This window comes from Bacteroides sp. BFG-606 (assembly GCF_024788145.1).
Classification (GTDB): Bacteria; Bacteroidota; Bacteroidia; order Bacteroidales; family Bacteroidaceae; genus Bacteroides; species Bacteroides vicugnae.
Map to the genome: position 1 here is coordinate 1283884 of NZ_JANUIL010000001.1, position 20192 is coordinate 1304075.

General features: G+C 42.8%; 13 protein-coding genes and 1 pseudogene. 5 read left to right on the top strand and 9 right to left on the bottom strand.

Features of this window, described 5'->3' with window-relative positions; genetic code table 11:
- Nucleotides 1-5 precede the first annotated feature (5 nt).
- The 5 genes and pseudogenes from NXV01_RS04615 to nadB form a co-directional block, all read right to left on the bottom strand.
- A pseudogene (locus NXV01_RS04615) lies at nucleotides 6-3075 on the bottom strand (SusC/RagA family TonB-linked outer membrane protein).
- A gap of 17 nt (nucleotides 3076-3092) precedes the next feature.
- Entirely contained in the window at nucleotides 3093-4826 is a 1734-nt protein-coding gene (locus NXV01_RS04625; protein WP_148367725.1) for a hypothetical protein, read from the bottom strand.
- On the bottom strand, nucleotides 4810-6072 hold the full coding sequence (locus NXV01_RS04630; protein ID WP_148367726.1) for an MFS transporter: 1263 nt from the start codon (nucleotides 6070-6072) through the stop codon (nucleotides 4810-4812). The genes NXV01_RS04625 and NXV01_RS04630 overlap by 17 nt, the downstream gene beginning before the upstream one ends.
- The gene (locus NXV01_RS04635) at nucleotides 6072-7130 is read right to left on the bottom strand and encodes a glycoside hydrolase family 130 protein (protein ID WP_259021812.1); all 1059 of its coding nucleotides are present in this window, start codon (nucleotides 7128-7130) and stop codon (nucleotides 6072-6074) included. The genes NXV01_RS04630 and NXV01_RS04635 overlap by 1 nt, the downstream gene beginning before the upstream one ends.
- 365 nt (nucleotides 7131-7495) lie before the next feature.
- Nucleotides 7496-9067 (bottom strand): L-aspartate oxidase, encoded by a 1572-nt coding sequence (gene nadB, locus NXV01_RS04640; protein WP_148367728.1) that lies wholly within the window; start codon nucleotides 9065-9067, stop codon nucleotides 7496-7498.
- Between the two features lie 106 nt (nucleotides 9068-9173).
- Here nadB and NXV01_RS04645 point away from each other — a divergent pair, with 106 nt between their 5' ends.
- From NXV01_RS04645 to dacB, 4 genes are all read left to right on the top strand, one after another.
- Nucleotides 9174-9626 (top strand): PH domain-containing protein, encoded by a 453-nt coding sequence (locus NXV01_RS04645; RefSeq protein ID WP_148367729.1) that lies wholly within the window; start codon nucleotides 9174-9176, stop codon nucleotides 9624-9626.
- A 41-nt stretch (nucleotides 9627-9667) separates the two neighbouring features.
- Nucleotides 9668-11011 (top strand): dihydrolipoyl dehydrogenase, encoded by a 1344-nt coding sequence (lpdA, locus tag NXV01_RS04650; RefSeq protein WP_258978907.1) that lies wholly within the window; start codon nucleotides 9668-9670, stop codon nucleotides 11009-11011.
- 89 nt (nucleotides 11012-11100) lie between these two features.
- A complete protein-coding gene (locus tag NXV01_RS04655; protein WP_309569313.1) occupies nucleotides 11101-12303 on the top strand; it encodes a TlpA disulfide reductase family protein in 1203 nt (400 codons plus the stop codon).
- A 46-nt stretch (nucleotides 12304-12349) separates the two neighbouring features.
- Complete coding sequence (dacB, locus tag NXV01_RS04660; RefSeq protein ID WP_259021814.1) at nucleotides 12350-13756, top strand: D-alanyl-D-alanine carboxypeptidase/D-alanyl-D-alanine-endopeptidase; 1407 nt, start codon at nucleotides 12350-12352, stop codon at nucleotides 13754-13756.
- Between the two features lie 6 nt (nucleotides 13757-13762).
- Here the strand turns inward: dacB and NXV01_RS04665 are convergent, their stop codons facing one another.
- From NXV01_RS04665 to NXV01_RS04675, 3 genes are all read right to left on the bottom strand, one after another.
- On the bottom strand, nucleotides 13763-14959 hold the full coding sequence (locus NXV01_RS04665; RefSeq protein WP_148367732.1) for an ATP-binding protein: 1197 nt from the start codon (nucleotides 14957-14959) through the stop codon (nucleotides 13763-13765).
- Nucleotides 14960-15090: 131 nt separating this feature from the next.
- The gene (locus tag NXV01_RS04670) at nucleotides 15091-16590 is read right to left on the bottom strand and encodes an acetyl-CoA hydrolase/transferase family protein (RefSeq protein WP_259021815.1); all 1500 of its coding nucleotides are present in this window, start codon (nucleotides 16588-16590) and stop codon (nucleotides 15091-15093) included.
- A gap of 180 nt (nucleotides 16591-16770) precedes the next feature.
- On the bottom strand, nucleotides 16771-17244 hold the full coding sequence (locus tag NXV01_RS04675) for a ferrichrome ABC transporter substrate-binding protein (protein WP_148367734.1): 474 nt from the start codon (nucleotides 17242-17244) through the stop codon (nucleotides 16771-16773).
- A gap of 336 nt (nucleotides 17245-17580) precedes the next feature.
- On the opposite strand from NXV01_RS04675, the gene miaB reads away from it, so the two are divergent.
- Complete coding sequence (miaB, locus tag NXV01_RS04680) at nucleotides 17581-18954, top strand: tRNA (N6-isopentenyl adenosine(37)-C2)-methylthiotransferase MiaB (RefSeq protein WP_148367735.1); 1374 nt, start codon at nucleotides 17581-17583, stop codon at nucleotides 18952-18954.
- 82 nt (nucleotides 18955-19036) lie between these two features.
- Here the strand turns inward: miaB and NXV01_RS04685 are convergent, their stop codons facing one another.
- Nucleotides 19037-19750 (bottom strand): S24 family peptidase, encoded by a 714-nt coding sequence (locus NXV01_RS04685; protein ID WP_259021816.1) that lies wholly within the window; start codon nucleotides 19748-19750, stop codon nucleotides 19037-19039.
- Nucleotides 19751-20192: the final 442 nt, after the last annotated feature.

Sequence of the window (20192 nt, forward strand, 5' to 3'; positions counted from 1 at the left end):
TAGATTTAAAATTGCAAATTAACTCCAAAAGTGAATGTACGTGAAGACGGATAACGTGTAGTATCCACTCCCATATCCAATGGGTTATTGATACCCAGTTCCGGATCAAGCCCGGAATAACCGGTTAAAGTAAATATATTCTGACCGCTCACATAGAATCTACAACTTGAAAACAGTTTACTCTTCTGGCAAATGTGACTCGGCAGTGTATAACCTATTTGCAGATTTTGCAAACGTAGGTAAGAACCATTTTCCACATAGAAAGAAGAACCTCTCATATTATTGTTAGAATCAGAGTTGGTTATGCGTGGATATACAGCATCCAAATCTCCGTCTTTTGTCCATGCTTTTGTGTAAGCATCAGCCAAAGCGTTCTGACGTCCTGCTGAAGCAAGGCTTCCTTTAGCAACATTCCAGATGTCATTCCCAATAGTTCCCTGGAATGCCATACTTACATCAAAGTTCTTATAACTAAATCCTAAGTTGAAACCATAAATGAGGTCCGGATTAGGATCACCGATAAAAGTACGGTCATCATCATCATTCAATTCGCCTGATTCTCCTAATTTGGCAAATTTAAAATCACCCGGTTGTGCATTAGGTTGAATCTTGGTACCATTCTTATCCACATAATTGTCTATCTCTTCCTGATTCTGGAATATTCCTATTTGTTTGTACCCCCAGAAACGTCCGATAGGACCTCCTACATACGTACGGCTAGTGTTTCCACTCAAATATTCCGATGTAAGTTTGGTTACCTCTGTCTTATAAGTAGACATGTTCAGCCCTACATTGTAATTAAAGTCTTTTCCTATCTGGTTACGGTAGTTGACTACTATTTCAAAACCGGTATTCTTCAAGTCTCCTGCATTGAAGAAGGGGCTGTTAGGGAAGGCGCCAAAAGAAGGAATAGGCATATTGAGCAACATGTCACTTGTTTTCTTTACATAAAAGTCCATGCTAACATCAAGGCTGTTTTTAAAGAAAGACATATCTAAACCGACATTGGTTTGCTGGCTGGTTTCCCATTTAATATCTGCATTTCCCACATAAGTCGGGACGTAACCTTGTGAGTACCCGTTTCCAAAGTACCACTGATTCTCATTATTGGTGCCAATCAACGTAAGAGGCGCGTCTCTATCAATTCGTTGGTTACCATTCTGTCCCCAGCCTACACGCAGTTTTAAATTGGAAATTGTATTTTCAATGTTCAGGTTCTTGAAGAATTCTTCATTGCTCACTCTCCAACCTAATGAAACTGATGGGAAATAGCCCCAACGGTTACGTTTGGCAAATCTTGAAGAACCGTCGGCACGGAAATTGACTGTAGCAAGGTATCTGTCATCATATACATAGTTGATACGTCCCAGGTACGACAACATAGAAGATGTTTCTTTACCTCCCGAGGTGTTATCTCCGGCTGTTTGTGCATCAAGTATCTGATAGATTTCATCGTTACCTAAAGCCTTTCTCTTAAATGCATTAATGCCTTCGCTGCTGTTCTTCTCATAAGTCATGGCAACCATTGCATCCAGTTTATGCCTGCCTATTGTCGTGTTGTAGTTAAGACGTTGTTCCACTTGATAATTAGAAGTAACAGCGCTATTATTATTCAATTGAGTTTCTTTATTATATTTACTTTCCTGATTCGCTAAGTTATCTTCCGAAAAAGTAGACGAATAGACAGGACGGAAGTCTTTGAAAGTATCATGGTATCTTTCGAAACTATACTGTACCCGATAGCTCAATCCTTTATACAATTTGATTTGGGCAAACACATTACCAAATACATTGAATATGTCATTGTATCTATTAGGAAGTTCGAGCATGGCTACCGGATTAGGGTCGTAAGACCACTCGGTAGGCGCATATTTGTTATATTCGTAATTTTCAGAAGACGGATCTACCAACGGGCTGATAACAGGGGTAAAAGGATCAGCTTTTTGAATGAAATCGAATGAAGGAATTGCTCCTGCGTCACGTTTTCTTATCTTTGCCAGATTGACATTGGCGCCAACAGTGATAAATTTGTTGATATCATATTCAAGATTCGCTTTAAGTGAAAGTCTCTTGAATTCAGTAGTGATGATTGCACCCTGATCGTCTACATATCCTAAACTTAAAGAAGATCTCGAATTATCTGTTCCTTTACGAATACTCAGATTATAGTTCTGGTTAAAAGCTGTACGAGTTACTTCATTCCACCAGTTGGTATTATAACCCTTCTGATACTGATTGGTAAACTTATCCTTCATTGAATTTTGAAAGCTTTCATCTTTTTCATATGCTTTCATTATGAAGTTATAATATTGGTCGCTGTTCATCATGTTCAATGCTTTATAACTGTTTTTCACACCTACATAAGCATCCAATGTTACAGTTGTTTCACCTTTCACCCCTCCCTTCGTAGTAATGAGAATAACCCCATTGGAGCCTCTTGAACCGTAAATAAGCGCAAGCTGAAGCATCTTTTAATACTTCCATACGTTCAATATCAGAGGGATTCAAACTGCTAATGTTATCCATGAACTGACCATCAACTACGTACAATGGATTGTTATCATTTACAGTACCTAAACCTCTCACGCGAATAACTGCATCCGATCCCGGTTGGCCGGAACTGGCGGCAACAAATACTCCGGCTGCCTTACCTGTAAGTAGTTCAGAGGCATTAGATACTGCATAGTTCTTAATATCCTTACTACTTATAGAAGCCAAGGCACCGGTAAGGTCACTCTTTCTTTGAGTACCGTAACCAATAACTACAACCTCATCCAATTTATTATCGGACAATAGATTTACATTGTACGTTCCGCTATTTGTTACATTTACAATTTCAGTTTTAAAACCTACGTATGAGAATGAAACCTTATTTGACGATACTTTCAATGTATATCTGCCGTCAAAATCTGTGATAGTACCATTGGTCGTTCCCACTTCAAGAACAGAAACTCCAATTAAAGCCTCTCCGGTATTACTGTCGTATACCACACCTGAAATACTCTTGGTTTGCTGTGCAAAGACATTTGTGCAAACAGCAAGAATAAGAATTAGTAATAATAAATGCTTACTCATAGTTTATACACTTAGATTTAATTATATGAAATGATATTTTGTTTATTCGCAATAATCTTACCATCTTTCAGTTCTAATTCTGTTCCGGCGGGAAGTTCCACAATAACTCTTGCGTCATTGGCCGGAATCTCAACAGAACCATTTGCCTTTATATTTTTTGCTATATATTCTTTGGCAACAATATCAAACAAGTCACATGGCTGGGTAGCCTGATAAGTAATGGTTTTGGCCTCTTTATGAGGATTATAATAGAGATAGACCGGATAAGGTTTCTCTACATAGAAGTCTGTGACATTGCAATCCAGCTGGAGAATACCTTCCACATTTGTTTGACAAACAATTGCGCCCAAAATGCCGACAGGAGAAGAGCTATAAACGCTAAACATACTTTCCGTCGGATTACCTTTTATCCATTTGGGACCATCGCCAATTGCAACCGGGCTAACCCCTTTTAATGACTCTTTCCCATAGTCATCCGTCTTTCGTAAACCTTCATAAGAAACATTGTCATACGTAATGTCCTTCAATTCTGGAGCCCATTGATGTTTTTCATCTATTTCCCCCGGATAGAATAAACGACACGCACTTGCATTGTTCAGCATCCACTTGCCGATAGCCTTTGCATATTGAGGTTGATATTTCACCATCGGAATGAAGGGCCAGGCGGGTTTGATACTGTTCATGAGGAATGCATATCCTCCGCTGTCTGTGATGCTTCCTTGCAGACCACTTACATCATATTCACCCCATTTTCCTACAATAATTCCCCAACCGGTTCTTCCCGCAGGGCTTTTACATCCGTCAAATACCCAATCAAGAAGTTTGGATACATCATAGTTGGCTCCCTCTACCGCATTCAAATAGGCTGCCGTATAAACTCCAAGTGGTAAAAGAGCCTCGTAAAAACGACTTTCTTTTTGGGCAAGGAGGGCTTCGATGGCACTCTTACTATGTTGTAGATAACGTGGGTCACCAAACTTATGATAAGCGCATAACAATACATAAGCATGACCACCGGCGGCGTCTTGTTGCAATGGAATATTATTGACCATTCCCTTCATTTGTGCATAATCAAAATAAGAGTAATCGTAATTTCCATTCAATACCGAATCTGCTTTAACAAATTGTTCCGCAATGCTTTTTTGTATCTTCTCTGCCCCGTCTACATCGGGGAAAACATCACATATAGCATAATATAAAGCATTGGGTAATACATCATACCACCAGTCACGACCATAGCCTCCTCCTAAAAGGGCTACTGACGGAGTCGTATTGTTCATTACTATATTCCATCCGTTATCAGAATTGAAATAATTCTGCACCATTTTTACGTAGTTATATCCGTCTTGATTAGTCTTATCAATCCCTACAAGACCAGCACCAAGAATAGCCGCCAATGAATTCAGACTTTCATGGAACTCTCCGTTATTGACATCCTTTCCCTGACGAATATCTTTAATGGCGGTATATAAACCAAATGTAGTTTGGTCAATATTTCTGCGGGCATCATCTAACCAAATTAATGGTCCGACTTCGCTTTTATTATTCCAGTCAAAAATAAACTGGTCATACATTTTTGCTTTTTGCTTCCAGTCCAGCATTTTATAAGTTTCAGGCATATCAGGCATAGAGTCTACCCTATGGATGGAAACCTGTTCTACCTTTTCTCCAAAGTTATTTCCGTTGCTTGAGCAAGATGCCAGAAAACAAACGGCGATAAGTAAAAAAAGACCTTTACTTCTCATTCTCATGTTCAATAATATCTGTTTGATTAGTAATATTCTTAGCTAAAGGATATGCCGCTAATTGTAATCCGGCAACAATCACCAGCGCATATTTTAATGCAAAATCTTGCGATACACAATAAGCAAGGAAGATAAACAGTAGTAAGCCGAAAGCTCTTCCAAGGAAAAGACCGAACTCGTGACTCAGGATATATGCATACTCGTTTCTATTCTCAATCTTTGCAACTGCATCAATTGTTCTCATCATAATGGGAAAATAAGCCAAGTCGAACAAAGGTTGGAATATCACTTTGCAAAGCACAAAAAGGATCACTCCTGTAGCAGAGAAGAGAACGCCGTTAAATAGTGTACCGACAAAGAATATGATTAATCCTCCTACAAAAATTTTCAAACGGTCTTCCGGGCGGGCCATACGTCCTAATACATACACCAAGACAGCAGTCAATGCTCCGCTAACTCCCTGTATCAATCCCAAAGCTCCTTCATTTCCTACCAGCTTCAACACTAATATAGCTGGAGCCGTTACTAAAAAACCTTGTACCATTCCTTTCAATGCGGCTAGCCAAAGCATCTTTTTCCAAAGAATGTTGAAGCGGAAATAGAGGAAGTTCGTTTCTTTGGGGTTCTCAAATTTACCTTTCCACAGTGTCATACAGGCGATAACAGTAACAACTACTGCTGCCATAGTAACCACACAGTAAGAAGTATTGATGTTGAAGAGGAATCCAAAAACTTCTTTTCCATCTATCTGGCTGATAAATGCACCAATAATTAAAGGAACACCGATGGAGCTAATAGAAAAGAAGAAAGACTCTAGTCCGAAGAAATAGTTACGGCTATTATCGTTGGTATTATAGAGAGCCAGTAAGTATCGGTTGGTCCAGAAGAAACCTGAAGCTGCTCCCATTAAAAAACCGGCCAGACCAAGTTCTATGAAACCAAGTGAATTAATAGCCATCATACCAAACATGGAAATGCCACTTACTAAGATTCCTACAGAATAAAGCGTCTTCACACTGTATTTTTTTAGTAGATAACCGTTAACAAAAGAGGTCGTAATGATACCTATATACATTGCCAGCTGATAAAAAGCAACCATTACCGGATCGCTCGTGTTCCTCATGATATAGGCTCCCACAAAGATTTCTACTATCGGTAGTACCAATGCATAAAGCATATTGGTAACCAACAGTGTTCTCATGTTAGGTTCCTGTTGCTTAAAGAACAGATATTCTTTTTTCAGTTTATTCATTACTTCTCTTGTGTCTGTTTTAATACATTTAATATCTCTGAAATAGAAAGCTCTGCTTTGCAAATCACTTCATCGCTTGCTCCATAATACATGGTTATCGTATCGCCGTCCACGAAATGACCATTAGTGAAAACAACATTTCCGAAGAAACCTGTTTGCTCATAAGCTGCGATAGGTTCCATGATAGGTTCTTCACTTCTTGCAATCACTTGCGACGGATCATTTAAATCGAGTAATAAAGCTCCCAAGCAATAACGGTGATTAAAATCGGCTCCATGATAAATCTCCAGCCAGCCTTCTTCTGTCTTTATTGGAGCAGCTCCTGCCCCTATACGTGCACAATCCCACATTCCGTCACGAGTGGTTGCTACACATTTGTGGTTTCCCCAGTGCAAGCGGTCGGGCGATTCTGCCAACCATATGTAATTGCCACCAAGTTCAGGACTACTGGGGCGATGAAGAGCAAAATACTTGTCACCTATCTTCTGTTCAAACAATGCACAATCTTTATTATGCGGTGGGAATATCATCCCATGCCGTGTATAGTTTTTCCAATCATTGGTGTGAATCAGTCCAACCCCTACAGCTACCGATGATACTTCTGTGAAAGTAAAGTAAAAGCCATTTTCGGTTGTTGCAACACGACAATCCTCAATGCCGAATGCTTCCAGCTCTCCTTTTCCGAAAATAGGTGGAAATTCCGGTTCATCTTTGAAGTGAATACCGTCGGTACTTGAAACCAGACGTAAGTAAGACATCGTGGTCAGGTAATTCTTTCCTTTGTAACCGATAACGCGTGGGTCTGAAGCATCCAAATCGGGATCATTCTTTAAAAACGAAACCACTTCTATTTTTCCTTTTTCATTATATATAGGAAAACTGATAATTCCTTCTTTCTGTATAGGTCTTTCTGCGACGCGTAAAAGTAACCAAATTTTGCCTTGATATTTGAAAACTCCGGGATTTAACAAACATGTAATTTCCATTCCGTTGATTCCCGCTTTTAAATCTTTTGGAGCCAGTAGGGGGTTCTGCTCACATCTTTTAGCTATATCCATAATATTTCGATTAGTGATTATTTCTGTGAGCAAAAGTATGGGATGAGAGACAGGAAAGCGTTTACTATATTCTCAAAGAAGTGTACACATGCTCAAGAACATGTTTTTAAGAGAGTGATATTCAGGGACAATTTTAGAATAGACAGAGATATTCGTACTTACATGCTATTGTTGCGTAAATGCTTGTTTTACAGTTTGATAAGTGGCATTCTGAAGTGTATTATATTCTCATAAATGTATAGTATAGTTTCTTTGAGGAGTGAAAAGAAACGTATCAAGATAAAAAGACAAGAGGCTAAACTCAAAAATATAATTTGAGAAAGCCTCTTGTTTCTTTATTTTTAATAAGAATAATACTGTAAATTCTATTTCTTTGCATGCGGATAATCAATCGTATAATGCAATCCGCGACTCTCCTTACGCTCCATTGCCTGACGCATAATCAGATAACCCACGTTCACCATATTACGCAATTCGCAGATTTCTCTGGACGCTACGCTGCGCTTGAACAAGCTTTCAGTTTCCTCGTAGATAATATCCAGTCTGTCCCACGCCCGTTTCAGACGGAGGTCGCTGCGGACAATACCTACATAAGTACTCATAATCTGGTTCACTTCCTTCATGCTCTGCGTAATGAGCACCATTTCTTCCGGTGAGCGGGTTCCCTCATCATTCCATTCGGGAATATCTTCATTATAAGAATATTGATCGACCGCTTGCAGACTGTGTTTGGCAGCAGCGTCGGCATATACCACTGCTTCAATCAATGAGTTTGAAGCCAGGCGGTTACCTCCGTGTAATCCCGTGCAGGAACATTCTCCCACGGCATAAAGACGTTCGATGGAAGATTGTCCGTCCAGGTCGACAAGGATACCTCCGCAGAGATAGTGAGCGGCCGGGGCTACCGGAATATAATCTTTAGTGATGTCGATGCCCAGGCTAAGACATTTCTCGTAAATATTAGGGAAATGTTTCTTTGTTTCTTCGGGATCTTTGTGGGTAACATCCAGATATACATGGTCGTCTCCACGATTCTTCATCTCGTTGTCGATGGCACGTGCCACGATGTCACGGGGAGCCAGGGAAAGACGGGGGTCGTATTTCTGCATGAACTCTTTGCCATCCATGGTGCGCAGTACGCCTCCGTAGCCGCGCATCGCTTCCGTTATCAGGAAAGAAGGGCGATCTCCCGGGTGATACAGGGCGGTAGGATGGAACTGTACAAACTCCATATCCTTCACCGTACCTTTGGCACGATACACCATAGCGATACCGTCTCCGGTAGCGACTAGCGGGTTAGTGGTCGTTTTATAAACGGCTCCTACTCCACCGGTAGCCATCAATGTCACTTTCGCAAGATACGTATCTACTTTTCCCGTTTTCGGATCGAGGATATAAGCGCCGTAGCATTTAATATCCGGTGTCTGACGGGTTACGGTAACCCCCAGATGATGCTGTGTCAGGATTTCAATGGCAAACTGGTTTTCGATGACCGTGATATTCGGATGCCGTTGCACGGCTTTAATCAGACTGTCCTGAATCTCTGCTCCTGTATTGTCTTTATGGTGAAGAATACGGAACTCCGAGTGTCCTCCTTCGCGGTGCAAGTCAAATTCGCCTTTCTCGTTTTTGTCAAAGTCCACTCCCCATTTAATCAGTTCTTCAATTTGTGCGGGAGCTTCGCGCACTACCTTTTCTACTGCGGCACGGTTGCTGATCCAGTCGCCTGCAATCATCGTATCTTCGATGTGCTTGTCGAAATTATCCACCAGAAGGTTGGTGACGGAGGCTACCCCTCCTTGGGCGAAGTACGTGTTGGCCTCCTCCAGCCCGCTTTTACAGATAAGAGCAACTTTACCTTTGTGCGCCACTTTCAGCGCAAAACTCATACCGGCAATTCCGGAACCGATAACGAGGAAATCGAATTTTCTTACCATAATCTTGTTATTTCTCACCGCAAAGCTACAAAATAAGTTACTTCGTTGTACTTTTCGTTGTCACTAATTCATAAAATTGCTACCTTGCAGGCAAAAATCTGACAAAATGAATCGAATTTTCCATGCCCGCATCGCCTGGTACCAATATTTCCTGTTGGTAGTGCTTACTGTGAATGCCGTCGGCGCATTGTGGTGTAAATATATCTTGGTAGCCGTACTGTTCATGCTTATGCTGATTGTAGTAATCGAGCAGATTATACACACTGCTTATACATTGACTACAGACGGTAATCTGGAGGTTTCACGCGGCCGTTTTATTCGTAAGAAGGTAATTCCGCTTTCCGAAATCACCACAGTAAGGAAATACCATTCCATGAAGTTCGGTAGTTTTTCGGTGACGGATTATATCTTGATAGAATATGGAAAAGGGAAGTTTGTTTCGGTGATGCCTGTCAAGGAACGGGAATTTGCGGAATTGCTCGAAAAGAGAATGTTCGCAAAGAAGATAAAAGGGCTGGAGACAATAGACTCTGTAGATTCTCAAGAGGATGAACCATAGCGTGTTTTGATAATAATGAAAAGATTAACTGATTATATACTATGAAATATCAAGTAATTATCATCGGTGGCGGTCCTGCGGGATATACGGCTGCCGAAGCTGCCGGTAAAGGCGGTTTGAGCGTATTGCTTATCGAAAAGAATAGTCTGGGTGGTGTCTGTCTGAATGAAGGCTGTATTCCTACGAAAACGTTGCTGTATTCGGCAAAGACTTATGACAGTGCAAAACATGCGTCAAAGTATGCAGTCAATATCCCGGAAGTCTCTTTCGATTTGCCTAAGATTATAGCACGTAAAAGTAAGGTAGTGCGTAAACTGGTGCTGGGAGTGAAAGCAAAGCTGACTGCCAACAATGTGACGATCGTATCGGGAGAAGCACAGATCATTGATAAAAATACAGTTCGTTGCGGAGAAGAGACTTACGAAGGGGAGAACCTGATACTTTGTACAGGCTCGGAAACCTTTATTCCCCCTATTCCCGGAGTGGATGCAGTGAACTACTGGACGCACAGGGATGCTTTGGATAGTAAGGAATTGCCGGCTTCTCTCGCCATTGTCGGTGGCGGAGTGATCGGGATGGAGTTTGCATCGTTCTTCAACAGTTTGGGAGTACAGGTGACGGTGGTTGAGATGATGGACGAAATTCTGGGTGGAATGGATAAAGAGCTTTCCGCCTTGCTCCGTGCGGAATATGCCAAACGTGGTATTAAATTCCTGCTTGGTACGAAAGTTATCGGCTTGTCGCAAACGGAAGAAGGAGCTGTTGTCTCTTATGAAAATGCAGAGGGAAACGGTAGTGTCGTTGCAGAAAAGCTGTTGATGAGCGTCGGTCGCCGTCCTGTGACGAAAGGTTTCGGACTCGAAAACCTGAATCTGGAGAAAACAGAGCGTGGCACTATCAGAGTCAATGAAAAGATGCAGACTTCTGTATCGGGTGTGTATGTGTGTGGTGACCTGACAGGATTCTCTTTGCTCGCCCATACGGCCGTTCGTGAGGCAGAAGTTGCCGTACATTCCATTTTGGGGAAAGAAGACACCATGAGCTACCGGGCTATTCCGGGCGTAGTCTATACCAATCCGGAGATTGCCGGAGTGGGTGAAACGGAGGAATCGGCCTCAACGAAAGGAATCAATTATCAGGTTATCAAACTTCCGATGGCTTACTCCGGCCGTTTTGTGGCGGAGAATGAAGGTGTGAACGGAGTTTGCAAAGTACTGCTGGATGAACAGCAACGGGTGATTGGCGCTCATGTATTGGGAAATCCCGCTTCGGAGATTATCACTCTTGCGGGGACTGCCATTGAACTCGGACTGACAGCAGCGCAATGGAAAAAGATTGTTTTCCCGCATCCCACGGTAGGAGAAATCTTCCGCGAGGCTTTATAAACGGATTCTGATATCTGACATTGTGCATTGATTAAGATACTTATCTGATTCATGGACTAGGATATCTCACTTATAAAATCGAATAGATGATGAAAAAATATATAATCACTCCGGTCTTATTGACAATAGCTTGTATGGTGATGTGTCATTGTACATTCAACCGTAAAGCGTCAGTTGCTGCAAATGAATATTTGATTCAGGGCGAACTGGCTAATCTTCCCGACAGCATTGTGATTGGTCTGTATGAGGAAGACGGAAGTATTCTCAACTGTGTATGGAGAGATACGCTTATGAGCGGGCAGTTCTCTTTCCGCGACACGGTTTCTACCACGCGGAAAATGCTGATTATGTCTGATAACCGGGGCTTCCCGGGTACATGGCTGGAAGTGTGGATCGCACCGGGAGAATACATCGAAATCAAGGGGCAGGACAAACTAGTGAAAACATGGGAAGTAGTAAGCGATGTGCCGGAACAGCAGGAAGAAAACCGCTTTACGGCTTGCGCGATGGCCCAACAGAAAGAACTGATGCAGCACATGGCGGCAGAATATGACTGGCAACGGATGATGTTCATAGATCATCCGGGCGACCGGGAGTTTGAAAGTCAGGCCTGGGCCAAGATAGATTCTATCCGGAAACTGTCAATGCCGTTGCAGCAGGAAATCTGGAAAAAGGAAATGGAATACATGGAAGAAGCGCCCGTCTCCCCGGTATGGATGGACAGGTTATTGCTATTTGCTTCCATGATGAAATATGAAACCATCATGCCTTATAAAGAAGAGGTGAAAAAACTCTATGCCCGGATGTCGGAAGCCGATAAGCAAACGGATGACGGACAGGAGATTACAGCCTATGTTTTTCCTCCCTCTACGGTGGGAATTGGAGATATGATGGTGGATGGGGACTTGTATGATGTGAGTGGTTCTCTCCGTCATATTTCAGAGTTCAAGGGGAAGTTCATCTTGCTCGACTTCTGGAGTAGCGGGTGTAGTCCTTGTGTGGAGTCGATACCCGAAATGGAGAAGGTGATGGATCTGTATAAGGATAAAATGACTGTGATTAGTATTAGTGAGGACCCGAAAGCACGTTGGAAAGAGTATATCAAGACGAAAGGAATGGGCGGTAACCAGTGGAACGAACTTCGTAAAGGACGTACCGGTCTTGCCCTGAACTATCAGGTACGGGGAATCCCTCATTATGTATTGATTGCCCCTGATGGAAAAATCCAGGATGTATGGTCCGGCTATGGCTCTGGTTCGCTTCTTGGACAGGTAGAGAAAAACTTGAAATAGATAGATGTAAGATACTATCATTTGTTGATGTCATAAACAGTGTTGTATGAAAAAAAGTTTTTTATTAGTCGCCCTTTCAGTTTGTTTATTGCCACTTTGGGGGCAACAGAACTTCTCCCGGATAGATTCGCTTATCAAGAAGATGCTCCCCGAAGCATCCGAAGTCGGCATATCCGTCTACGACCTGACGGCTAAGAAATCGCTTTATAACTATCGTGCGGAGAAACTTTCCCGTCCTGCCTCTACCATGAAGCTGCTGACGGCCATTACCGCACTCTCCCGCCCCGAAGCCAACGAGCCTTTCCGCACGGAAGTATGGCATGATGGCGTGATAGAACATGACACCTTGCAAGGCAACCTGTATGTGGTAGGCGGATTTGATCCGGAATTTGATAGCCAGTCGATGGATTCATTGATAGAAGAGGTAATCACTTTTCCTTTTTCGGTCATTAACGGTCAGGTATATGGTGACGTCTCAATGAAAGACTCCCTTTATTGGGGCAGCGGATGGGCCTGGGACGATACGCCTGCGGGTTATCAGCCTTATCTCTCTCCATTGATGTTTTGCAAAGGGACTGTACAGGTCTCCGTAGTTCCCTCCACCGTGCAGGGCGATGCGGCAAGTGTTTCCTGCCAACCTGTATCTTCTTATTATACAGTAACGAATCAGACAAAGACACGCACTTCTTCTGCCGGGAAATTCTCTTTCACGAGAGATTGGCTGACGAATGGAAACAATCTCCTTGTTTCGGGCAATGTCACTTCGATCCGGAAAGATGATGTCAACATCTACGATTCCCCCCGTTTCTTTATGCACACTTTTCTGGAACGCCTTCGTGGGAAAGGAATCACCACTCCCCAATCGTATGGTTTTGCCGAATTGCCTCGCGACAGTGTGAGAGTGGAGCGTATGGCTTGCTGGAACACTTCCGTGCAGAAAGTGCTGAACCAGTTGATGAAAGAGAGTGATAACCTCAATGCGGAAGCATTTCTCTGTCGCCTGGGAGCGCAGGCTACGGGAAAGAAGCAAGTAGCTGCCGAAGATGGCATTGTCGAAATAATGAAGCTGATCCGCTGCCTGGGGCATGATCCGAAAGACTATAAGATTGCCGACGGTTGCGGATTGTCTAATTATAATTACCTCTCCCCTGCTCTGCTGGTCGACTTTCTAAAATATGCGTACTCGCAAACAGAAGTGTTTCAGATGTTGTATAAATCACTTCCCGTTGGCGGGGTGGACGGAACTTTAAAATTCCGGATGAAAGGTACTCCCGCTTTCCGGAATGTTCATGCCAAAACAGGCTCGTTTACGGCAATAAATGCGCTTGCAGGCTATCTGAAGATGAAGAACGGGCATGAAGTGGCATTTGCCATTATGAACCAGAATGTGCTTTCGGCTGCTAAAGCGAGAGCGTTTCAGGATAAGGTGTGTGAGGTGATTATCGGGAAATAGGCTATGTTAATACATTAGCCCGAACAACCAAAGTGGAATCTCGTTGTTGAATCCGATTTCTATGTTATCAAGGGCTAGGTATCCATTCTCCACTCCCGCTAATTGTTTTTGAGTTTTGTTTTTACCACCTATTTCGAAATTATATGTTTCATTCAATGTGAAATCTATTTGGGAGGAATAGGTAACCTTATGTTTTACGACTGTTTGATTAAAGAAGAATGTTTCCCGGACATTTCCTATATCTGTTTTTTCTCCTCCCAATGCGTATGCATAATTTGTATTACCTAAATAAATTTTTTCCGGTTTTGCCAGTTGTTTGATGCCGGAAGCTTCTTTGTCAAGTAGTAGGATGGCTTGGGCTTTTTGGAGATAGGATAGATAATTCAACAGACTGATACGACTGACTTCTATCTCCTTACTAAGCATTGATATATTGGGAATATAGGGTACAAGTCCGGCGAGTATGGCAAATAGTTTTTTTATTTTACCAATGGAGTAATAATCTATTTTTTCAGTAGAAGGTAGATCTACATCCAGAATTGTATTCAGGGTGGCTAATAGTTTCTCATGATACAATATTTTATCTTCTTTATAAAAAGGGAAATAGCCGTAAGCTAAGTATTCGTTGAACGCTACAAGCGGCTTCAACTGTTTGTTTACGTTCATGGCCATTTCGATATGTCGGTTCAGAATATCAGAAAGTGTAAGTGCTTCCATTTTATATCCATATTCGAATAGTAAGAATTCACGGAAAGAAAGGCCATGAAGATGATAGGTAACAGCCCTTCTTGAGAGGTCTGCTTCGCCTTTGTGTATTTCCAATAAAGAAGATCCTGTGAATACTATTTTTATGTCCGGATAACTGTCATAGATGTTTTTTATTTCTCTTGACCAGGTGGGGTATTTGTGTACTTCGTCCAAAAACAAAGCTTTTCCTCCCATTTTCTGAAACTCGTCAGCCAGTTCAAATAATGAATGAGTGGTGAACCATATATTGTCTAATGAAACGTAGAGTGCTTCATTGCCATAGCCGGGGTAATGCTCTTTTATGTATTGAAGCATCAGGGTAGTTTTTCCTGTTCCGCGTGCACCTGTTATAGCTATCAGTCGATTGTTCCAACGAATTTCATGATACAGGTATCTGATGAAATCCAGAGAGACCCGTTCTTTAAGTTGATAGAATGTGGTGAATAACTGTTTCATAGGAGTAACTTATTGATTCTTCTACAAAGATATAATTGTATTCTCTAATAAACAAAAATAGTTGGATTTTGTTTACCAGAGAATACAATTATACTTGTTTTGAATCGAATACTGTAAATTCTATATTCTATTTACTTTGCGTATTCAGTCCAATTGGTATTCTTCATATCGCCACTTTTAGCCAACTCTGCGTGCATGCCCAGTGCAGCCTGAATAGCGTGCGGAGTCTGTGCTCTGTTACCGGCCAGCTTGAGGTAATCCCAAAGAAGCTCTTTATAGTCAGGATGTGCACAGTTTTCGATGATGGCTTGTGCGCGTTCTTTCGGGCTCTTGCCACGAAGATCGGCAACACCTTGCTCGGTGATAACGATGTTGACATCGTGCTCTGTGTGGTCGTGGTGGGATATCATCGGTACGATGGCGCTGATCTTACCTTCTTTGGCCACAGACGGACAAGTAAAGATAGAGATGTAAGCGTTGCGGGTAAAGTCGCCCGAACCACCGATACCGTTCATCATTTTTGTTCCGCCGATATGGGTAGAGTTTACATTGCCGTACAGGTCAACTTCGATGGCTGTATTGATGGAAATGACACCGAGACGGCGTACTATTTCCGGGCTGTTTGAGATTTCCGACGGACGGAGAACCAATTTATCGCGGAAGAAATCCATATCGTTGTAAATACCTTCCAGACAGTCGTTTGTAACAGTCAGTGAGCAGGCGCTACCAAATTTGATACGTCCTTCGCGAATCAATCCGATCACGGAGTTCTGGATAACCTCTGTGTACATCTCAAATGCAGGAATCGTTTTGTCACGTCCCAATGCACCGAGTACGGCGTTGGCGATGTTTCCTACACCCGATTGCAAAGGCAAGAAACTAGGCGGGATAATACCGCGTTTCATGTCGGCAGCAAGGAAGTCGGCAACATTCTGTCCGATTTTGTCGGTCAACGGATCAGCAGCAGCGAAAGAACGCGCTTCATCCGGCCAGTTGGTTTCCACTACGCCTATAATCTTTTTCGGGTCTACCTGAACGTAAGGCAGTCCGATACGGTCACTCGGTTTGTAGATCGGTATTTCGCGGCGGTAAGGCGGGTCGAGCGGTTCGTATACGTCGTGCATACCCATACCGGATTTGCTGTGTGCGCTGTTCAACTCCACGATAATCTGGTCGGCAAGACGGCAGATAGTCGGCGAAATACCACCGGCGGCAGTCAGATAAATCTTTCCGTCGGGAGTCACTTCGCAGGCTTCGATAATGGCTATGTTCACTTTACCCATGAAACCGTAGCGCACTTCCTGTGCCATTTGTGAGAGATGTATGTCGTTGTAGGCAATCTCTCCGTTGTTCACAGCTTTGCGGAAGTCGGCGTTGGTAGTATAAGGAGCGCGGTAGCGGATGGCTTTGGCGCGTGACAGTACACCGTCACAGGATTCCCCTGTTGATGCGCCTGTGAAAATTCCTACTTGAAACGGGTTTCCTTTCGCATGTTCTGCTTCAGCAATTTTTGCGAGTTCGGCTGTTACAGCCTTGGCCGTTCCGGCGGGAGTAAATCCGCTTAGGCCGATGTTGTAGCCATGTTTGATCAGGCTTGCAGCTTCCGCTGCCGAAATACGATTGAATGACATAAATAGTAAATTTCGTGTTAAAATACAGTTGATATTTTATCGGTTAATAATTCGATATCTTATTAAAATTTCAGGCACGGATTACACGGATTTCACGGTTTTCGGAAAGTTAGGGATTGCATAAAGCAATAGCGTAATCCGTGTAATCCGTGCCTGAAATATATGTCTTTATAATTTCCGTCAGTATTTCCGTTGAAGTATCTCCCCCCAGATAATGGCTCGGCGGGCTTCTTCTGCCGAATGAATTGTGAAGTCTTCGTTGTTATCGGATGATTTGTTGAGAGCGTCGTAATGAGAACCTTGCCTGTTGTTCAATTGATCTTGCGCGGCACTGTTTGCCAGGGATGCGGCAACGGAAACTTCTTCTCTTTTCTTTTTCTGCTTCGGAACTTTTCCGGGTGGCGTCTGTTGTGAATGCTTTTTCCGGGTTGGCGGTTCGATAGGTTTAGGCTGGAACAATTCTTCCAGCGACTTGGGGCCGCCCCATGCCTCGGGCATAGGAACTGCATCCGGAGCTACTTCAACGGGGGATGGCATCGGGGAAACGGGGCGTTTATTCTTAGCTTTTTTCGATTTACTATTCTTATTCACCTCTTTGAATATTCCCACAAGAATGACACCTGCTATCAAGAGAAATTTCAAAAAATCTTCCATTGTGTTTCACTGCTAATTAGTTATCTGCCAAAGTTACGTATTTTATCTGGTTCAGGCTAACTTTTTAGTATGAAAAAAGGGCAGCTTCACAGCTCCCCTTAATTTTTTTAACCTAAACCTTAACTATGAAAAAATCTAATGTTTCTTTCATTGCACAAATGTGAAAAATAAATTTAAATTTGCCAAGCATATCGCCTAAAAATGTTTATTCCCTTAACATTAATTACAAATTTGCTTGCCAAATCATAAGTTTTTGCGTTATTTTGATATCAATTCACTACTTATTGAAAGCGAAGCCGTATCTTTGCATCCGAATTTTTAAACTAAGATTTGAGTATGAATGAATTAACGGGAGCGGACTTTAAATCCGCAACTGAAATGAATGATGACAACAAAAAGTTGTTTATCGAAACCTATGGCTGCCAGATGAATGTAGCCGACAGTGAGGTGATTGCCTCGGTGATGCAAATGGCGGGTTATTCCGTAGCCGAAACGCTGGAGGAAGCCGATGCCGTGTTTATGAATACCTGTTCCATCCGCGACAATGCGGAGCAGAAGATTCTGAATCGCCTGGAGTTTTTCCACTCGCTGAAGAAAAAGAAAAAGCACCTGATTGTAGGTGTATTGGGTTGTATGGCCGAACGGGTAAAGGATGATCTGATAACGAATCATCATGTCGACCTCGTTGTGGGGCCGGATGCTTACCTGACGTTGCCCGACCTGATTGCCGCCGTAGAAACCGGTGAAAAAGCAATCAATGTGGAACTTTCTACTACCGAGACTTATCGGGATGTGATTCCGTCGCGTATCTGCGGCAATCATATTTCGGGTTTTGTATCCATCATGCGTGGCTGCAATAACTTCTGCACCTATTGCATCGTGCCCTATACTCGTGGACGCGAGCGTAGCCGTGACGTAGAAAGCATCCTGAATGAAGTGGCAGACCTCGTGGCGAAAGGCTATAAGGAAGTCACCCTGTTGGGGCAGAACGTCAACTCTTACCGTTTTGAAAGACCGACAGGCGAAGTGGTTACTTTCCCGATGTTGCTCCGAACGGTGGCTGAAGCTGCTCCGGGAGTGCGTATTCGTTTCACAACTTCCCATCCGAAAGACATGAGCGATGAGACGTTGGAAGTAATTGCGCAAGTCCCCAATGTGTGTAAACATATCCATCTGCCTGTGCAGAGCGGCAGTTCGCGTATTCTGAAACTGATGAACCGTAAATATACCCGTGAGTGGTATCTGGACCGGGTGGCAGCTATCAAACGTATCATTCCCGATTGCGGATTGACTACCGATATTTTCTCCGGTTTTCATTCTGAAACGGAAGAGGATCATGCCTTGTCACTTTCGCTGATGGAAGAATGTGGATACGATGCTGCTTTCATGTTTAAATACTCCGAACGTCCGGGAACGTATGCATCGAAGCATCTCGAAGATAATGTGTCCGAAGAGGTGAAAGTGCGCCGCCTGAACGAAATTATCGCTTTGCAGAACCGTCTGTCTGCCGAATCCAACCAGCGTTGCATCGGTAAAACGTATGAAGTGCTTGTAGAAGGAGTTTCCAAGCGTTCGCGCGACCAGCTGTTCGGCCGTACGGAGCAGAACCGTGTGGTGGTGTTCGACAGAGGTACGCACCGTGTCGGTGATTTCGTCAATGTGCGTGTCACGGAAGCCAGTTCGGCTACGCTGAAGGGGGAAGAAATCTGATTTTACCACAGAGGACACGGAGGACACAGAGTTTCAAGGAAGAAAAAGACCTCTGTGTCCTCTGCGTCCTCTGTGGTGGACCTTACATCATCATGTGTCTCCTGATGGAGAACTTCACAATTGCCATCGCATTGATGGACACGAATGGAATATCCATCGGCTCATGATGAGTATTATAGCTCACGAGCTTTAAATACCCTTCTTTTTCCGAACGATTCACGTACTTCACCGCCAGATACTCGTCTCCGTCAATCATAAACGACACCAGGTATATTTCCCCGTAAATCACGTTGTCGAAACTGCTAATTTCCTTGTATCCGATAATATCTCCCGATTTCAATATAGGATACATGCTGTCTCCGTTGACGTAGACTGCTCCGTCGCAGACGGAAATATTCGGAATCAATATCTTTCCCAGTGCATACTGCTTTTTGTTGGTGAACAATGTTTTCAGGTTCGCAGCTGCCGTAATGTCGTATAATGTCACGCTACGGTCGTCTATTGGTTCGGGTGTTTTCGGATTGTGTATAATCTCGACTTCTCCCTGCACCAGTTCGCTTTCGCAATATCTTGACTGGTGTTTCGGATTCCCTTTTCCCAATAATAACCAATTGTAGTCCACTTTGTCCCCGAATTTGTCAAGCAGCAGACGAAAATCAATACTGTTTCGTGCTCCCCAATTGGTTACTGTTGCTCTCGAAACTTCCAGGTATTCAGCTAGTTCACTGTCTCTCTTTAAGTTCAATGCCTGTTTGGCACGCTTGATGATACCTAATACATCCAAATTTGTATCCATTCTGTTTTTTTATTTAAAAGACTAATCCCGGATTTATAAATGGCAGCTATAAAATGGCTGACTAAAAAAAGTGTTTACTATATGTTTATAATCAATGACTTGTAAAATAGTTAAGATTAAAAATGAAAATCGCTGTTTTATTTATGAAAAAATATTCTATCTTTGTCCCATTGATTAATAGAAAACGTTTCAAAAATATAAATTAAAAACGGATATGCCATGCAAAACTTCAAGAAAAACACCGAAACCTTGAAAATTTCTCATCCGCCGCCTGCGGAAAGCTTGCTGATACCTGTTAACAGCTATTTCCTCAAGTGTTAATAGCTATTTCTCTAACCATTAATATCTGAGACGCCAGATGTTAATACCTGGCAATAGGATAACAAAAGGATAACATATTGTATACGAATACTCCGTATTTGAATGATTACAGACCTGACTG